This is a genomic window from Kitasatospora sp. NPDC030952 (genome assembly GCF_055571335.1).
In genome coordinates, this window is record NZ_JBVIFM010000031.1 from 15621 (window position 1) to 29449 (window position 13829).

Sequence of the window (13829 nt, forward strand, 5' to 3'; positions counted from 1 at the left end):
GCGGGTCAGGCGGTGGCCGCCAGGTACTCGGCGGCACGCCGATCGACGGCGTTGACGACCGGGACCTTGCGGCCGCGGTAGGCGGACAGCGCGCCGCGAATCTGCAGAGCGACATCGCGGGTGCGGGCGGAACGGACCGTCTGCATCGCGTCGAGCGACCGCAACCAGATCGTGCAGGCCTCCTCGACGGAATGCTGCTCGGCCTTCACGAGCCCGAGGTAGCCGAGGGTGACGGCGTGAGTCCGCGTGAAGGCGGTGGCCTTCCGCGTCGCGACGCTGCGCTCGAACTCCCGGGCCGCGCCGTCCAGGTCGCCCAGGTCTCGTAGAGTCGACGCCGTTTCATGCGCCAAGGAGGCTTCGCCGAAGAAGAAGACTCGGGCCGGTTCGTCGTCGCCGGGGGACGCTGCGGACAGGTCGCGTTCGGCTCGGAGCAGCGCGGCGTTCGCTTCGGGGGCGCGTGCGGCGGCGGCGAGAGCGCGGGCGTGGACGACGCCGAGGAGGGAGCGCTCGCGTGGGCTCGCGAGCGCGTACCGGGCGCCGGCCATGGAGGCCTCGGCGACCCTGACGGCGTGGCCCGGCTTTCCGAGGTCGACCGCCTGGTGGGCCATGGCACGCAGGACGTGGGCGGCCATCGCGGGGTCATCGGCCTCGGCCGCCAGCTTCACGGCGACGGTGTAGTAGTGCTGGGCGGTGGGGTGTTCGCCGTTGTCGAATGCCGTCCACCCGGCCAGGTAGGCGAGTTCGGACGCGGCGGAGAACATGTCGCGTCGTACCTGGTCGGAGGCGAAGGTGCCCCAGAGGAAGTCGCCGACGTCCGTGAGGAGGTACTGGGCGACCGCGGTGCGGCCGTGCCCGCCGCCGCGGCGCTGGTCGAGCTGGGAGAACAACCCGGTCATCTCCCGGACGGCTTCCACATCGGCCCGACCGGCGCGGTGCTGGGTGAGGTCGCGGCTGCCGGTGCGGGCCATGTGCTCCCACCAACTGCTGGGCGGGATGCTCAGCGCCCCGAGCGAGTAGGTGAGGGTGCGGAGGAGTTGTCTGCGTTCCACGTCAACGTCGATCCGTCCAAGAGCCGCCAGGGCCTTCAGCGTATCCAAGTCCCAGTCTCGAAGATCCGGTTCATCGTCACCTAGGCCCATCGCGGCCAGGGTGATGTCCCGGTCCAGCCATCTGGTGAGGACTTCCGCAAGGTACTGCGGGAGGTTTCCGGAAGGGCTCCAGCCGTAGCGGACCCACTGGGTGACGGACGATCGACTCGGCCGTGCCGGATCGTCGTGGCTGGCAGCGACAGCGCACAAGGCCCGAGCGAGAGCCTCGTTGGGTCGGCCGGATTCACGGATGAGCAGGCCCAAGCGCTCGTTGGGCTGACGAGTACGCCCCATGGGGCTCCCCCTGGCGGTGTCGCTAAACACGTTAAACAACGGAGGGTCGCCAACACCTTACTCCTAGCGACCTTGAGCGGTTTCCTGTTTCTGCAAGGCAGTTTCAGGCCGCACGACGTGCCCCGGCCGCCCCTCAGGGCAGCCGCACAGCATGTCTCGGCATCCGACCCAAGTGAGTGAGGCGCCCGCATGGAGCCGAGATCACGCAACACCACGATGAGGTTCCCCGCCGAGCTGGCGCAGATCGGCGCCGTCCGCCGCTGGGTGAAGGCGCGGTTGCCCGAGCTCGGCCTGCGCTTGAGCGATCCGCTGGTGGAGGACATCCAGTTGGTGATGTCCGAGATCGCTGCCAACGCCGTCGTGCACGGTTGCGGCGGAGGCCGGCCGGACGTGGAGCGGGCCGCTGCCCTGTTGCTCACCCCGACCGGCGTGCTGCGGATCTCCGTCACCGACCCGGGGCTCGGCAGACCCGAATCCCGGAGGGTGGGGGAGGACGCCACCAGTGGCAGGGGTCTGCTTCTGGTGGCCGGGGTGGTTGACCGGTTCGGCGTCGATGAGGGTACGGCCGGCAAGGCGGTGTGGGCCGAGCTCGACCTGCCCGAGGCGATGCGGCCCGGCCCGGCATCGGTCGTCGACGGACATGCGGAGCTGAAGGTCATGGTGCTGTGCACCGGAACCGCCGTACGGGTCGTACGGCCCAGGTCGGCTGGCGGTGCGTTGCCCGGTCAGCCGGAGCTCGACCGGATACCGGCGTGAGCAGCACCTCGTAGACCTCCGGTGGCTCCAGCAGCCCTTCGCGCGCGCCGAAGCCACCGGACTCCGGAACGCCCGCCCGGAGCGGCGGGCAGCGGAGGAGCAGCGCGGGTCCGGCCGATCCGGAGCCCCGGCTGGGTCCGCGCCACTACGGCCCCCATCCGCCCATCGACTTCGAACCAGAGGACTGCGCCGTGAGCGTCGGACCGCGCACCAGAACGCTGACCAGGATCACCAGCGAAGCCCGCAGGCATCAGGTCGCGGCCGCCTACGCGGCCCTGACCCAGGCCTGCACGGACACCGGCGACAACGCCGCACGGGCCGAGCTGATCAGCGAACACCCGCAGCATGCCTGGTGGTTGCCCGCCTCCAACGCACTCGCCCTCGTACACGCGGATGCGGACGAGGCGGGGGCGCTGCTGCGCGGTGTCCGGGTGCTCGACGAGCACCGGGTGGCCGTGGTCGTCCCGGACTACGACCGCGTCCGGATCGCCCACGGACAAGCGGTCACCTTCTGGCGTCACCCCGGGCAGCCGGTTCGCGACCCGGCCGCGAGCGCGCGGGCGACCGCAGCCGTGCACCGGATCCGCCCCAACTCGGCGTTGTGGCTGGAGGACCACGATCCGTTCAACGGATTGCTGGACGGCCTGGATGACACCGCGTTGGACGAGGCCGACCAGTGGTTCCTCCGCCGGCGCGGCGCCGAGCTGCACGAGGAGTGGGACCGCGTCGAATGGCCGACGCCGTCCACGGTCATCCTCGGCGCCCGGGGGATGGCCGCCTGCTACGACGCCGGCCCGAACCCGAGGCTGTTCCCGCAGCGCCCGTTGTGGCACGGACACCAGGACTGAAGGATCAGCTGGCCGAGACGGAGGCGCCGTACGGCAGAGCGTATGCGGCTGCGGAGGCCGCGGGCTGGAGCGCGGAGGAGCTTTCGCGCTTGGGTGCGGAGGCGCCCTTGCGGCGTCCGAAGGGGAGGCCTCGGAAGCATGGCACCGGCATCAAGAACATGATCCCGGGTCCAGTTTCCGTTGGTGTGGAAGGAACATCGACGGAGGGCGTCCCCGTCAGCTGACGGGGACTTCGTGAATGTGGCTGGGGCCAGCGAGTTAGTGCTCGTTGTCACAGTCGGGCATTGAACCGGCGTCGGTGGAGGCCCCCTGGCGGTGGTGTGGGCAGGGGGCCTCACGGTGTTGGCGGCGGGGGTGGGGTCAGGCGGTGTAGCGGGCCGTGCGGTAGCCGCCCTCGGCGGTGCGCTCCACGTTCTCGTCGTCCCAGGTGTGGGGCACCGCCAGCTTCCAGCGCTTGCGTAGGACCTTGTGCTCCTCGCGGGTCCTGGTCACGTACCACTTGCCCATCCGGCACCAGGCCAGCGGCTCGTCGGCCTCCGTGGCCACCGCCCGCACCAGTTGCTGCGCGAACCAGGCCACCGTCGACTCCAGGTACTGGTTCATCCGGTAGGTGGCCTGGTCGCCGTGCTGGAACATGGCGTAGTCGGAGCCCGGTTGGGTGTGCAGCCGGCCGTGCTCCAGGGCCACCGTGCCGTGACGCGGCACCGGCTCCTGCTGGTCGTTCCGGGCGATCCCCGCGTTGAGGCGGTTCAGCAGCTTGGCCTTCTCCATGGTCGCTTCCGGGATCTGGCCGCCGCCCGTGCCGCCCTGGGCGGAGTAGACCTCGTGGAGGTCGTAGTCGCCGGTGTAGAGGTACTGCTTCCAGTTCGGATCGGTCTTCAGGGCGACCATCTCCGGTCCGCCGCCCGGCTGTTGCATGTCGATCGGCACGTACGGCTCGTTGTTGGCGCCGTTGTGCACGATCCCGGCGGCGAGCGCCGGGGGCGGGTTGTCGATCCGCACGCCGAGCAGGCCCGCAGCGCCCCAGTGGCCGACGAAGCCGCTCAGCTCGTTGGCGTCCAGCCAGGCCAGGATGGTGGCTGGGTCGCCCTGGGCCTGTCCGGGCCCGGTGCCGTACTTCTTCTCGACGGATCCGGGCTTGATCGACTTCTCCAGGATGGTGTGCGGCTTGGCCTTGGCGCCCTCCGCGATCCGCCGGATCGAGTACTCCCCGGTCTCCCGGATGGCGATGGTGTACTTGTGCTTCTTGCACACCGCCGAGATGGCGTCCAGGTGGTCCCGCCAGACGATCTTCTGGAGGTCGCCCGCCCGCCTGCCCAGGGTGACGGTCCGCCCGTCGAAGGTGCCAGCCTCGCAGGCGGATTCCACGTTGTTCTCGTCCAGAATCCGCTGCACCACCGGCCGGCTCCCGGCCCGGTCACCCGCTGCGCGCTGGAGCACCCGGCCTGCCGCCGCGTTGCCGACGGTGCGCTGAAGGTCCGCCACGGACTCCGGGGACTGCCGGGGTCCGGCTCCGGCCGCCGGTCTCACCCGGGCGCCGGCCTGTCGGGTCGGGCTCGCGTCGTGCTGGGTATGCCCGGCCTTCTCCTGCTGCTTCCTCGCCTGCATGCTGCAACCTCCTCGGTCCCCTTCGCCCCCTTTATATAAGGGAGTTCACCCGGAGGAGGAGAGCGCATCCGGCCTTGCTCGCCCGGCGGCGCCCGCTCGGGCACCGCCCGCGCCCTACCCGGCGAAGATGCCGATGCCGTTGGGGATCCGCCGTTCCTGGCCGTGGTCGAGGTGGTTGCGTACGGTGAGGGCTCCGGTGGCAGGGTCGCGGGTGACCAGGGTCGCGGAGGCGCCGCCGTCCAGGTAGACGCCGTCCGGGCAGTCGAGATCCCTTACCGCTCGGGCGAGTTCGGTGAGGGTCAGGCCGGTGGAGGTGCCCTCGCGGCCGTCCGTGGAGAGCAGGGTCAGCACCCGGCCGCCGTCGGCCAGGCCGACCGCGCTGCGGGGTTCGGCGTCACGGTTGTCGAGCCCCGGCAGCGGGCGTCCGCCGCGTAGCAGGGGATAGGCGCCGAGGGCGAAGGCGAAGGGCACCGGCCGGTTCGATGCGAGGCGGTGGTCCACCGCGACCGGCGCGCCGATCGGCAGGCGGGCCAGTACGTGGGCGCCGGCCTCACGGCCGAGCAGGACGGTGCTGCCGGCTGGGATCGGTCCGCTGCCCGGCGTCGGGGAGGCCGCGACCACGCGGTTGCCGCGGACCGTCACCTCCCAGGTGTCCTCGGTGCACGGGGCCTTCCGCGACTCGTCCGTCCCGCAGGCGGCCCGGGCGCGGGAGACCTCGCCCCAGTCGGTGGTGAACGCGCCGATCGAACCGACCGGGAGCGCGTACTGGTTCAGCCCGCCGAGCGGCCGGGTGCCGTCCGGGGTCCGCAGCCGCCCCCGAAGGTCCAGACGGCCGGTGCGGGCCACCCCGTCCACGCCGACCCCGAGCACGTCCCGGTCGCTCTCCCCGGGCGGCGACCAGCCGAACCGCTGGGCCTCCGGGACCGCGGCCTTCAACGCCCGGCCCCTGTGCACGACCGGGCCCGAGGGCGCCCCGGTGGCCTCGACGCCCGGGTGCTGCTCCTCGGTGATGTCGAAGAAGTCCCCGTTCACCGCCGCCACCGCTCCACGCGCCCCGGCCAGTCGGGTCAGCGGCGCCCGGTCGGCCACCGCGCCGGGGAAGAGCAGATCCGCCCGCACGCCCGGCCGGCGGAGGTCTGCGCGGACGGCGTACACCCGGCCGTCGCCGTGCGGGGTACGGACCGTCAGCTCCCGGTACACGACCCCGGGGGCGAGGGGCGCCCAGCTTCCGGCGGCGCCGGCCTCGGCGCCGGCCTCGGCGTCGGCCGGTGGGGTGGCCAGGCCGACCGGGGCGGAGGCCAGAACCAGGACAGCAGCACATCGTACGAGTCGTCTCACGCCCGCCATGGTCGCGGTCGCCGTGGCCCGTACCGCCGCACCGGCGCGCTCGGCGTGGCGCCCGGGCGGGTGCCGTCAGGGCGGGTGCCGTCAGGGCGTGGGTGCGGTGAGATAGCGCTGGATCGTGGGTCCGAGCCAGTCCACGATCTCCTCGCGGTCGAGTGCCACGCTCGCCGGGAACCGCAGCACGTACCGCGTCAGCGCGAGCCCCAGCACGGTCGAGGCGCACAGTGCCGCCCGCGCCGGTGCCTGCTCCGGCTCGGGGCCCACCCGGCGGGCCAGCGGGATCAACTGCAGAGCCTGGACCCGCATGCGCCGATCTTCGCGCAGTTCAAGGAGAAGACCGGGCCGATCGTCCTGGCCAACACCTTCGTCGTCCCGAAGGAGCGGGCTGAGGCGTTCCTGACCCTCTTCCGGAGGCAGGCGGAGTTCATGAAGGCTCAGCCGGGATTCGTCTCCCTGCAGATGCACCGGGGAACGGCGGACAGCCGCCTGCTGATGAACGTCGCGGTCTGGGAGTCGACCGAGGCGCTCGCCAGGGCGTTCGGCAGCCCGGAGTTCCAGCGCCTGGCGGCCGAGTCCCCCGACGACATCGTGTCGTACCCGCACGTCTTCGAGCAGATCGACGTATGACGCCGCAGCGGTAGCCGGGGGAGGGCGGCCGCAGCGGCCGCCCAAACGCGGCTACGTCTACCTCGGCACCGTCACCGCAGCAGCCCTCGTCATCTGGCTCCGCACATGATCGCCCGGACGGAACCAGCTGGGCCCTGTTGTTCAACGCGATGTCCACCCGCAGCTGCGCCCAGAGCCGGTCCCGGCCGCTCAGTCCTCCGCCGCCACCACGGCCACGGCCGTCGCCAGGGCGGCGGCGATCAGCCAGGCCAGCGCCGGCAGGCCCATGGTGAGGGCCTGTGGCCAGCGCCAGACCAGTACCCGCGCACCGAGGTCCCAGGTGAGGAGGAACAGCGGGACCAGGATCACCGCCTGGATCCTCCACGCCCTTAGGAACGCCCCGGCCAGGCCGCCGGCCAGCAGCGCCGTGCCCGCCACGACCAGCAGTCCGATGCGGAACGTCACGGCCCACGGGGTGGTCGGCGGGTCGGTTCGGTGCCCCTGGTGGATGATCTCGGCCACCCGGCCCCGCCAGAAGCGCAGTTCCACGGTCGAGCCGACGTCCACCGTGTCGTAGAACGACTCCTCGACCGTGTAGGTGCGGCCCGGCGCGTTCTCCCGGAGAACGGTCAGGCGGTGCGAGGTCGTGTCACTGTTGGCGTCGACCCACTTCTTCGTCACCCGGCCGCTCTCCGGCCGCAGGCAGTCCGCCTGTGCTGCCCCGTTGGCCGGGGCTCCGCAGACGGGCGCGTCGAGGTAGGCCCGGCCCTCGTCGTAGGCGTCGTGGTACCGGATGAAGCCGAACACCACGATCGCCAGCCCCAGCGCGGCGATCAGGCCGCGCAGCAACACCTCACCCGCCGCCGGTCCGCGCCGCGGGCGCCGGTCCTGCGGGCCGTCCGCTTTCCCCATGAGCCCCATCCCTCCCCTGCCGGACCATGCCATTGTGCCCCGGGGCCGGGAGCGGTCGCCGCCCCTGGGGAGCCCCCGGAGATCTGCGTGACGATCGGTACCCCGCACGGTATCGAGCAGAGGCCCTCACATGGTCGGCGGGTACGGCCGACTGGATCGGCGACCTGATCCGTGAGGAAGTCCAGGCTCTGGAGACCGGCCAACGCGTCGCCGACCACGGCCCGGTCGGCGACGAAGCCGACGCCGAACCGGCCTGGTGGTGACGAAGGCGGCCTGTGGTGAGCCGTATTCGCCGTCACGGAGCACGCCCGCGCCCGCCCGGTGCGCTGCACACTGCCGATGAGAGCCCGCGTCCCTGCCGGCTGCACCGCTGGCTTCGCTGTGCGCCCTTGTGACGCACCATCAGTATTTCCACCGTGGTGGGCAGCTGGCCCGGGCGTCTTCGCACGCGAGGCGTTCCATGCTGCGCCGGTAGGCGGGTACGTCGGAGTCCGGGAGGTCGTCGATCGGGCCGCCGTCGTACACCACGTCGCCCGAGAACAGGACGCCGGTGCGCTCCTCCAGCAGGGCGATGCTGCCCGGGGAATGGCCGGGGCGGTGGAGGACCGTCAGGGTGCGGCCGCCCAGGTCGATGCGGTGGCCGGGGGAGGGAGGCCGCAGCGGCCCTGCCCTCCCCCGGGCGGTCACGCATCCATGCACCATGCCGGGCCGAGACCCGCGAGCCCACCGATACCGGGGCCGTGCGGCGCGTCCAACACCGTTGCAACGTCTAGCCGGTCGCTGCGGCGGCCGTCCGGTGGAGGTAGGAGTCGGCCAGTTCGCGGAACTCGTGGGCTCCGCCGACGTGGTCGAGGTGCGCGTGGGTGGGGACGGCCAGCGGGTCGCGCTCGAACATCAGCGGGAGCGCGTCGCGCAGGGGGACGACGCCGAGCCCGGCGTCGACCGCGAGGTCGCGGTCGGTTCCGCGCAGCCACCACATCTTCGCCGACAGCAACGGGCTGACGCGGGGCTCCGAGACCCGCACCAGGCCACTGCCCAGCTCCAACTGCTCGTACCAGTCGCTCATGTCGGACGAGTGTGCCGGTCGGCGCGGTCGAGGTGGGTCGGTTCGTGGGATCCGGGACGCGATCGACCCGGGAGGTCAGCCGTAGGGGACGACGGCGACCGGGCAGTGGACGTGGTGGATCGCGGCGTGGGCGACCGGGCCGAGGTGGTGGTGGCGCAGCGGCAGGTGGCGCAGGCGGCGGCCGAGGACGAGGAGACGGGCCGTGGCGGCGGCGTCGACGAGTTCGACGGCGGGTTTGCCGCGGACGAGGTCGGCGGTGACCTCGACGTCGGGGTGGCGGGTGCGCAGGGGGTCGAGGGCCTCGGCGAGGCCGTTCCACTCGACGCTGGAGAGCTCGCCCTCCAAGCCGCCGATGGCGCCGTAGGACATGTACTCGCTGCCGGCCGGCGGGGACCAGATGTGCACGACGCGCAGTGGTGCCGAGCGCAGGGCGGCGGCGCGGAAGGCGAAGGCCAGGACGTCCCCGGCGGGGTGGGCCAGGTCGATGCCGACGACGACCGGGCCGTCCGGTTCCTCGTGCTGGGCGCGGACCAGCACCACCGGGCAGGCGGAGCGGCGCAGCACCTCCTGGCTGACCGAGCCGACCAGGAAGCCGCGCAGGGTGCCCAGCCCGCGGGAGCCGAGCACCAGCACGGCGGCGCGGTGCGAGGCGGCCTCCAGGGCCTCGACCGGGTCGGCGGAGACCGCGCTGGAGGAGACCGCCACCCCGGGCGTCAGGGCGCCGAGCGCGGACTCGCGGTCGGCGAGGTGGGCCAGGGCGCGGTGGTAGGTCTGGTCGCTGCCGACCACGTCCCGCTTGGGCCAGGGCCAGGCCTCGACGACTTCGAGCGGGACGGCGCGGCGCTGCGCCTCGTGGGCGGCCCACTCGGTGGCGGTCAGGCTCTCGGGCGAGCCGTCGAAGCCGACGATGACGGGCCCGCTGGAGGTGTCGGTCGGGGCGGGATCGGTCACGGCGCGCTCCTCAGGTTCCGCGGCGGGGGCCGGATCGGGCCGGATCGGATCGGGTCGGGCTGGATCGGGTCGGGCTGGATCGGGCCGCCGGGGCCGCGTCGGGTTTGCGACCCCCAGTATCGGCGCTGGCCGGGCCCGGCACCTCTCGGGGCCGCGTCTGCCCGCTCGCGCGGAGGTCGGCAATGCGCAGTTCTCGGTACGGACAGGGGGCTCTGCCGGGAGACAGGATGGGCCTTGCGTGCACATGGCAACAGCAGCACGCGCCCTTCGCACTCCCACGCCACTTCAGAAGGTTGGAAGCGATGACCCTCCGTGCCACGACCCGAAACCTCCCCCTCACCGGCCTGGTGGTCGCCTTCGGCACCGCCGGCTCGGCGTGCTGGGCTCGGCGTGCTGAGTTCGGTGTCCTGAGGCAAGGCGCCGCCCTACGACTGCGCGGCGAGTAGAAAGTTCCGCCGGGCCGTCACACTCGTGGGCCGGGATCCGTCGGGTCAGTGAAAGCACCGATCACCCGAGAGGAACACGAGATGACCACCCAGCCGATCGTCGACCAGCCGACCACCGACCAGCCGACCGCCGCTCGTTCGACCGCCGCTGGTTCGATCACCGCTCGTTCGATCACCGCCGAGATCCCGCTGCGCCCCCGGATGGCCACCGACCCGGGGCAGCTCGTCCCCGAACTCGCCGACGTGTCGGCCGCGTTGTTCCGGGCCGTCGGCAACCGTTCGATCCCGCGCGGCCTGGTCAGCCTGGTCCAGCTGCGGGCCGGACAGATCGCCGGCAGCACCTACCTGACCGTCCTGCACACCGGCTTCCTGCGCAAGGCCGGTGAGTCGGAGGAGCGGATCACCTCGGTGGCGACCTGGCAGGACTCGCCGTACCTGACCGCCCCCGAGCGGGCGGCCCTGGCCCTGGTCGAGGCCGTGCTGCAGCCCAGCCCGCACGGTGAGCGGGTGTCGGACGAGCTGTACGCCGAGGTGGCCGCGCACTTCGACGAGAAGGCGCTGGCCACCCTGATGCTCGCGATCGGGCAGGTCAACTTCTTCACGGCGATCGCGCTGATCGCCAAGCCCGTCCCCGGCCGGTCGTTCACCGACCCCTGGGCCTGAGCGACTCCGCGGACCGGCCCGTCGAGCGCCTCACTCGGCGGGCCGGTCCGCGGAGGACGGTACGGCTTCCCGTACGGTCCGGTCAGTCCGTCAGGGTCTGCCGCCGTCCGCTCTCGGCGGACGTCCTGATCGCGTCGAGCAGGCGGTGCGTGCGTACGGCGGTGCCGAAGTCCGGCTGCGAGGGTGGCGGCCCGGCCCCCGGCCGGCCGCCCACCCGGGGTGGCCGGCTCAGCCGCGTTGCACGGTGACGCGGTCCACGGCCGTGCCGTCCTCGGTGACGGACCGCACCTCCATCCGGGCCGGCGCACCGCCGGCGGCGGGGGTCACGTCCACCGCCACCAGGCAGTAGCCGGTGTAACGGACCCTGGACCAGGTGACCTTGACGGTCTGCTCGTGGCCGCCCCGGTCGGAGACCACCATCGGCACCGGGGCGTCGTTCCTGGTCTCGTGCCCGAGGTAGGTGTCGGAGGCGGGGAACTTGTAGAGCCCGCCGCCACCGCCGCCCGCGACGACGTACGTGGTGCCGTCCTTCACCGGGTTGACGGTGTCACCGGAGGCGACCTTGCGGGTGGCCTTGCCGGCGCGGATGGGGTCGGTCCGCTCGTAGACGTGGTTGTGGCCGCTGAGCACCAGGTCCACCTGGTACTTGTCGAACAGCGGGGCCCAGTCCTGCTGCGCGCCGAGTTCGGCGCCGTTGTCGTGGCAGGTGGAGTACGTGCACTGGTGGAGGTAGACGACGATGAAGTCGATGCCGGGGTCGGCGCGCAGGGCGGCGAGCCGGCTGTCCAGCCACGTCTTCTGCCGGCCCTTGGTGTGGTCGAGGTTGGCGGGGGTGTTGAAGCAGACGTCGTTGCCGTCGAGGCTGATCAGGCCGAGGTTCTGGTAGCGCCAGGAGTAGATGCCCGTCGACTGGCTCCAGGCGTTGTCGGGCATCGTGAACCGGGCGCGGACGCCGCCGTAGCCGTCGGCCCCGTACCACGGCTCCATCTCGTGGTTGCCGACCGCCACCATCCACGGGGTCCGCGCGGCGACGGGGTCGTTCTGCACGAAGAAGGAGTCCCACAGGCGGGCGTCGTACGCGTCGTCGGTCTTGCCGCTGCCGCCGCTGTTGGCGTACGACAGGTCGCCCATGTGGAGGTGGAAGGCGGGGTCGAGGCCGGCGATCAGGTGGGCGGTGGCGGCGGCGTTGTAGCCGATGCCCTGGTCGCCGAAGGCCGTGAAGGTGAACCCGGCGCCGCGCCCGGGGGCGGGTGCGGTGCGGAAGCTCGCCACGTCGCCGAGCCGGCCGCCCTGGCCGGCCGGGTCGTGGCCCTGGTGGCCGACGACGTAGTAGTAGGTGGTGTCCGGGATCAGCTGGTCCACCTGCGCGTGCAGGTAGTACTGGGTGACGGTGGTGGGCTTGACCAGGGGCTGGTCCTCGACCGGGTGCTGCCAGGCGAGTTTGCTGACCAGGGTGCGGACCTCGGCGGGGATCGGGGCGCCGAGGTCGCCGGGCTGGAGGCCGATCCGGACGAAGGGAGCGGTCACCGCGTCCGGCACCTGCCAGGAGACGACGACCTGACGGGACGGGTCGGCGCCGAAGGCGAGGTGCCGGCCGAACGGCCGCAGCGCGGACCCGGCGGTCCGGTCGCGCCGGGGTGAGGGGAGGGGCGGGATGTCGAGGGCGGTGGGGCGCGGGGCGGCGGCCCGGGCGGTGCCGGGCAGCAGGAGGCCGCCGGCGAAGGCCGCTCCGCCCGCCGCGCCGACGCGCAGGAGGGAGCGCCGGGAGTGCCGTGGTGTCTCGGACATGACATCAAGTTAGGAAACGTTCCTAACATTTGACAAGAGGGCGGGCGGCACCGAATCACGCGGACGGTGCCGCCGGCCGGGGCGCACCGGCGTTGCGCGACGGGGCGGGTGCTGCCCGGCTGGGATGCTCTGCCGGTGGAGACGACGGACACCGGCCGGATCGAGGCGTTCAGCGACGGGGTGTTCGCGATCGCGATCACCCTGCTGGTGCTGGAGATCAAGGTCCCGCAGGCGCACGGGTCCGTGGAGCTGTGGAGGGCGCTCGGGGCCCAGTGGCCGTCCTACTTCGCGTACGTGGTGAGCTTCCTGGTGATCGGCGTGGTCTGGGTGAACCACCACACCCTGTTCGCCCACCTCGCCCGGGTCGACCGCACCCTGATGTTCCTCAACCTGCTGCTGCTGATGCTGATCTCCGTGCTGCCGTTCCCGACCGCGGTGGTGGCGCAGAACCTGCGCAACGGCTCGGCGGCGAACGTCGCGGCGGCGGTGTACGGCGGGGTGATGGTCGGCCAGGCCGTGCTGTTCAGCGTCTTCTGGAACTACGCCACCCGCACCGGCCGCTGCTTCGACGAGCGGGTGGACGTGCCGGCGGCCCGGGCCGCCCGGTGGCGGTTCGAGGTGGGGCTGGTGGTCTACCCGCTCACCGTCGGGCTGGCGTTCCTCTCCGCCCCGGCCGCCCTCGCCGTGCACGGCCTGCTGGCGCTCTACTACGCGTTCAACCAGGTGCGGGTGCCACTGCTGGTCCAGGGGCGGTGACCGGATCGTGGAACGGCGGGCGGGGGAGGGCAAGTTGTCGTAGCGTCCTTGGCCATGGACCACGACTTCGCCACCCGCTTCGCCCAGGACTGGGCCGCCGCCTGGAACTCCCACGACCTGGAGCGCATCCTCGCCCACTACACCGAGGACGTCGTCTTCGCCTCGCCCCGCATCGTCGAGTTGATCGGCGACCCCTCCGGCGAGGTGCACGGCAAGGAGGCCCTGCAGGTCTACTGGTCCAAGGGGCTGAAGCACCTGCCCGACCTGCACTTCACCGTCGAGGGCGTGCTGGCCTCCGTCGACACCCTCGTCATCAACTACCGCAACGAGCGCGGCCGGGCCGTCGCCGAGGTGCTCACCTTCCGCGACGGCCTGGTCTGCCGCGGCTTCGGCGCGTACGGGCCGGAGGTGTAAGGCAGTTGAGACGCCCCGGGGGTGGGACCCGGGGCGCCCACAGACGGCTAGATCCAGATCACGTAACGGTCGTTGAACTCCCCGCCGACGCAGAACTCGCGCCGCTCGCGGATGTCGCTGGCGACCCAGCCGCCGCCTTCCTCACACTGGACGACGGTGACAGGCGGTTCCACGTGCCGGACGGGCCCGGAGGCGAAGGCGGGGGCGCCGCCGAGCGAGAATGCGGCGGCGGCCAGGGCGGTGAGCGCGATGATGCGCTTGGTGGTGGTCATGCCCGGTCAACGACCCG

General features: G+C 72.3%; 15 protein-coding genes and 1 pseudogene. 6 read left to right on the forward strand and 10 right to left on the reverse strand.

The window, feature by feature from the left end; genetic code table 11:
* Nucleotides 1-5 precede the first annotated feature (5 nt).
* On the reverse strand, nt 6-1049 hold the full coding sequence (locus ACZ47G_RS35380) for a Tat pathway signal protein (protein ID WP_465749879.1): 1044 nt from the start codon (nt 1047-1049) through the stop codon (nt 6-8).
* A 549-nt stretch (nt 1050-1598) separates the two neighbouring features.
* On the opposite strand from ACZ47G_RS35380, the gene ACZ47G_RS35385 reads away from it, so the two are divergent.
* Entirely contained in the window at nt 1599-2138 is a 540-nt protein-coding gene (locus tag ACZ47G_RS35385) for an ATP-binding protein (protein WP_465749881.1), read from the forward strand.
* A gap of 191 nt (nt 2139-2329) precedes the next feature.
* Nucleotides 2330-2986, forward strand: coding sequence for a hypothetical protein (locus ACZ47G_RS35390; RefSeq protein ID WP_465749883.1), 657 nt, complete (start codon nt 2330-2332; stop codon nt 2984-2986).
* A 360-nt stretch (nt 2987-3346) separates the two neighbouring features.
* On the opposite strand, the gene ACZ47G_RS35395 is transcribed toward ACZ47G_RS35390, so the two are convergent.
* From ACZ47G_RS35395 to ACZ47G_RS35405, 3 genes and pseudogenes are all read right to left on the reverse strand, one after another.
* On the reverse strand, nt 3347-4594 hold the full coding sequence (locus ACZ47G_RS35395) for a hypothetical protein (protein WP_465749885.1): 1248 nt from the start codon (nt 4592-4594) through the stop codon (nt 3347-3349).
* Nucleotides 4595-4708: 114 nt separating this feature from the next.
* Nucleotides 4709-5941, reverse strand: a complete 1233-nt coding sequence (locus ACZ47G_RS35400) for a phosphodiester glycosidase family protein (RefSeq protein ID WP_465749887.1) — start codon at nt 5939-5941, stop codon at nt 4709-4711.
* Nucleotides 5942-6022: 81 nt separating this feature from the next.
* Nucleotides 6023-6232: pseudogene (locus tag ACZ47G_RS35405) on the reverse strand (TetR/AcrR family transcriptional regulator); the annotation flags it as partial.
* A 102-nt stretch (nt 6233-6334) separates the two neighbouring features.
* Here ACZ47G_RS35405 and ACZ47G_RS35410 point away from each other — a divergent pair.
* Nucleotides 6335-6565, forward strand: a complete 231-nt coding sequence (locus ACZ47G_RS35410; protein ID WP_465749992.1) for an antibiotic biosynthesis monooxygenase family protein — start codon at nt 6335-6337, stop codon at nt 6563-6565.
* A 189-nt stretch (nt 6566-6754) separates the two neighbouring features.
* Here the strand turns inward: ACZ47G_RS35410 and ACZ47G_RS35415 are convergent, their stop codons facing one another.
* The 4 genes from ACZ47G_RS35415 to ACZ47G_RS35430 all read right to left on the reverse strand — a co-directional run bounded on the left by ACZ47G_RS35415 (nt 6755) and on the right by ACZ47G_RS35430 (nt 9473).
* A complete protein-coding gene (locus ACZ47G_RS35415) occupies nt 6755-7456 on the reverse strand; it encodes a hypothetical protein (protein ID WP_465749889.1) in 702 nt (233 codons plus the stop codon).
* A gap of 402 nt (nt 7457-7858) precedes the next feature.
* Nucleotides 7859-8143, reverse strand: coding sequence for an MBL fold metallo-hydrolase (locus ACZ47G_RS35420; protein ID WP_465749891.1), 285 nt, complete (start codon nt 8141-8143; stop codon nt 7859-7861).
* Nucleotides 8144-8225: 82 nt separating this feature from the next.
* Nucleotides 8226-8522 (reverse strand): hypothetical protein, encoded by a 297-nt coding sequence (locus ACZ47G_RS35425; protein WP_465749893.1) that lies wholly within the window; start codon nt 8520-8522, stop codon nt 8226-8228.
* 75 nt (nt 8523-8597) lie between these two features.
* On the reverse strand, nt 8598-9473 hold the full coding sequence (locus ACZ47G_RS35430; protein WP_465749895.1) for a universal stress protein: 876 nt from the start codon (nt 9471-9473) through the stop codon (nt 8598-8600).
* Between the two features lie 647 nt (nt 9474-10120).
* Between ACZ47G_RS35430 and ACZ47G_RS35435 the strand changes: the two genes are divergently transcribed.
* Nucleotides 10121-10582, forward strand: coding sequence for a carboxymuconolactone decarboxylase family protein (locus ACZ47G_RS35435; protein ID WP_465749994.1), 462 nt, complete (start codon nt 10121-10123; stop codon nt 10580-10582).
* 228 nt (nt 10583-10810) lie between these two features.
* Here the strand turns inward: ACZ47G_RS35435 and ACZ47G_RS35440 are convergent, their stop codons facing one another.
* A complete protein-coding gene (locus ACZ47G_RS35440) occupies nt 10811-12370 on the reverse strand; it encodes a purple acid phosphatase family protein (RefSeq protein ID WP_465749897.1) in 1560 nt (519 codons plus the stop codon).
* A gap of 135 nt (nt 12371-12505) precedes the next feature.
* Here ACZ47G_RS35440 and ACZ47G_RS35445 point away from each other — a divergent pair, with 135 nt between their 5' ends.
* Both ACZ47G_RS35445 and ACZ47G_RS35450 read left to right on the forward strand, forming a co-directional pair.
* Nucleotides 12506-13126 carry a TMEM175 family protein gene (locus ACZ47G_RS35445; RefSeq protein ID WP_465749899.1) on the forward strand — a complete coding sequence of 207 codons (621 nt, stop codon included), beginning with the start codon at nt 12506-12508 and terminating at the stop codon, nt 13124-13126.
* A 54-nt stretch (nt 13127-13180) separates the two neighbouring features.
* Nucleotides 13181-13540: a nuclear transport factor 2 family protein gene (locus ACZ47G_RS35450; protein WP_465749901.1), complete on the forward strand. Its 360-nt coding sequence runs from the start codon at nt 13181-13183 to the stop codon at nt 13538-13540.
* 47 nt (nt 13541-13587) lie between these two features.
* Here ACZ47G_RS35450 and ACZ47G_RS35455 read toward each other — a convergent pair whose 3' ends face one another.
* Complete coding sequence (locus ACZ47G_RS35455; RefSeq protein ID WP_465749903.1) at nt 13588-13812, reverse strand: hypothetical protein; 225 nt, start codon at nt 13810-13812, stop codon at nt 13588-13590.
* Between the last annotated feature and the right edge of the window lie 17 nt (nt 13813-13829).

Bases quoted from the DNA above. Each gene is read 5' to 3' on its own strand.
- ACZ47G_RS35385 (WP_465749881.1), top strand. From the start codon at position 1,599: ATGAGGTTCCCCGCCGAGCTGGCGCAGATCGGCGCCGTCCGCCGCTGG.
- ACZ47G_RS35395 (WP_465749885.1), bottom strand. From the start codon at position 4,594: ATGCAGGCGAGGAAGCAGCAGGAGAAGGCCGGGCATACCCAGCACGAC.
- ACZ47G_RS35400 (WP_465749887.1), bottom strand. From the start codon at position 5,941: ATGGCGGGCGTGAGACGACTCGTACGATGTGCTGCTGTCCTGGTTCTG.
- ACZ47G_RS35415 (WP_465749889.1), bottom strand. From the start codon at position 7,456: ATGGGGAAAGCGGACGGCCCGCAGGACCGGCGCCCGCGGCGCGGACCG.
- ACZ47G_RS35425 (WP_465749893.1), bottom strand. From the start codon at position 8,522: ATGAGCGACTGGTACGAGCAGTTGGAGCTGGGCAGTGGCCTGGTGCGG.
- ACZ47G_RS35435 (WP_465749994.1), top strand. From the start codon at position 10,121: ATGGCCACCGACCCGGGGCAGCTCGTCCCCGAACTCGCCGACGTGTCG.
- ACZ47G_RS35440 (WP_465749897.1), bottom strand. From the start codon at position 12,370: ATGTCCGAGACACCACGGCACTCCCGGCGCTCCCTCCTGCGCGTCGGC.
- ACZ47G_RS35450 (WP_465749901.1), top strand. From the start codon at position 13,181: ATGGACCACGACTTCGCCACCCGCTTCGCCCAGGACTGGGCCGCCGCC.
- ACZ47G_RS35455 (WP_465749903.1), bottom strand. From the start codon at position 13,812: ATGACCACCACCAAGCGCATCATCGCGCTCACCGCCCTGGCCGCCGCC.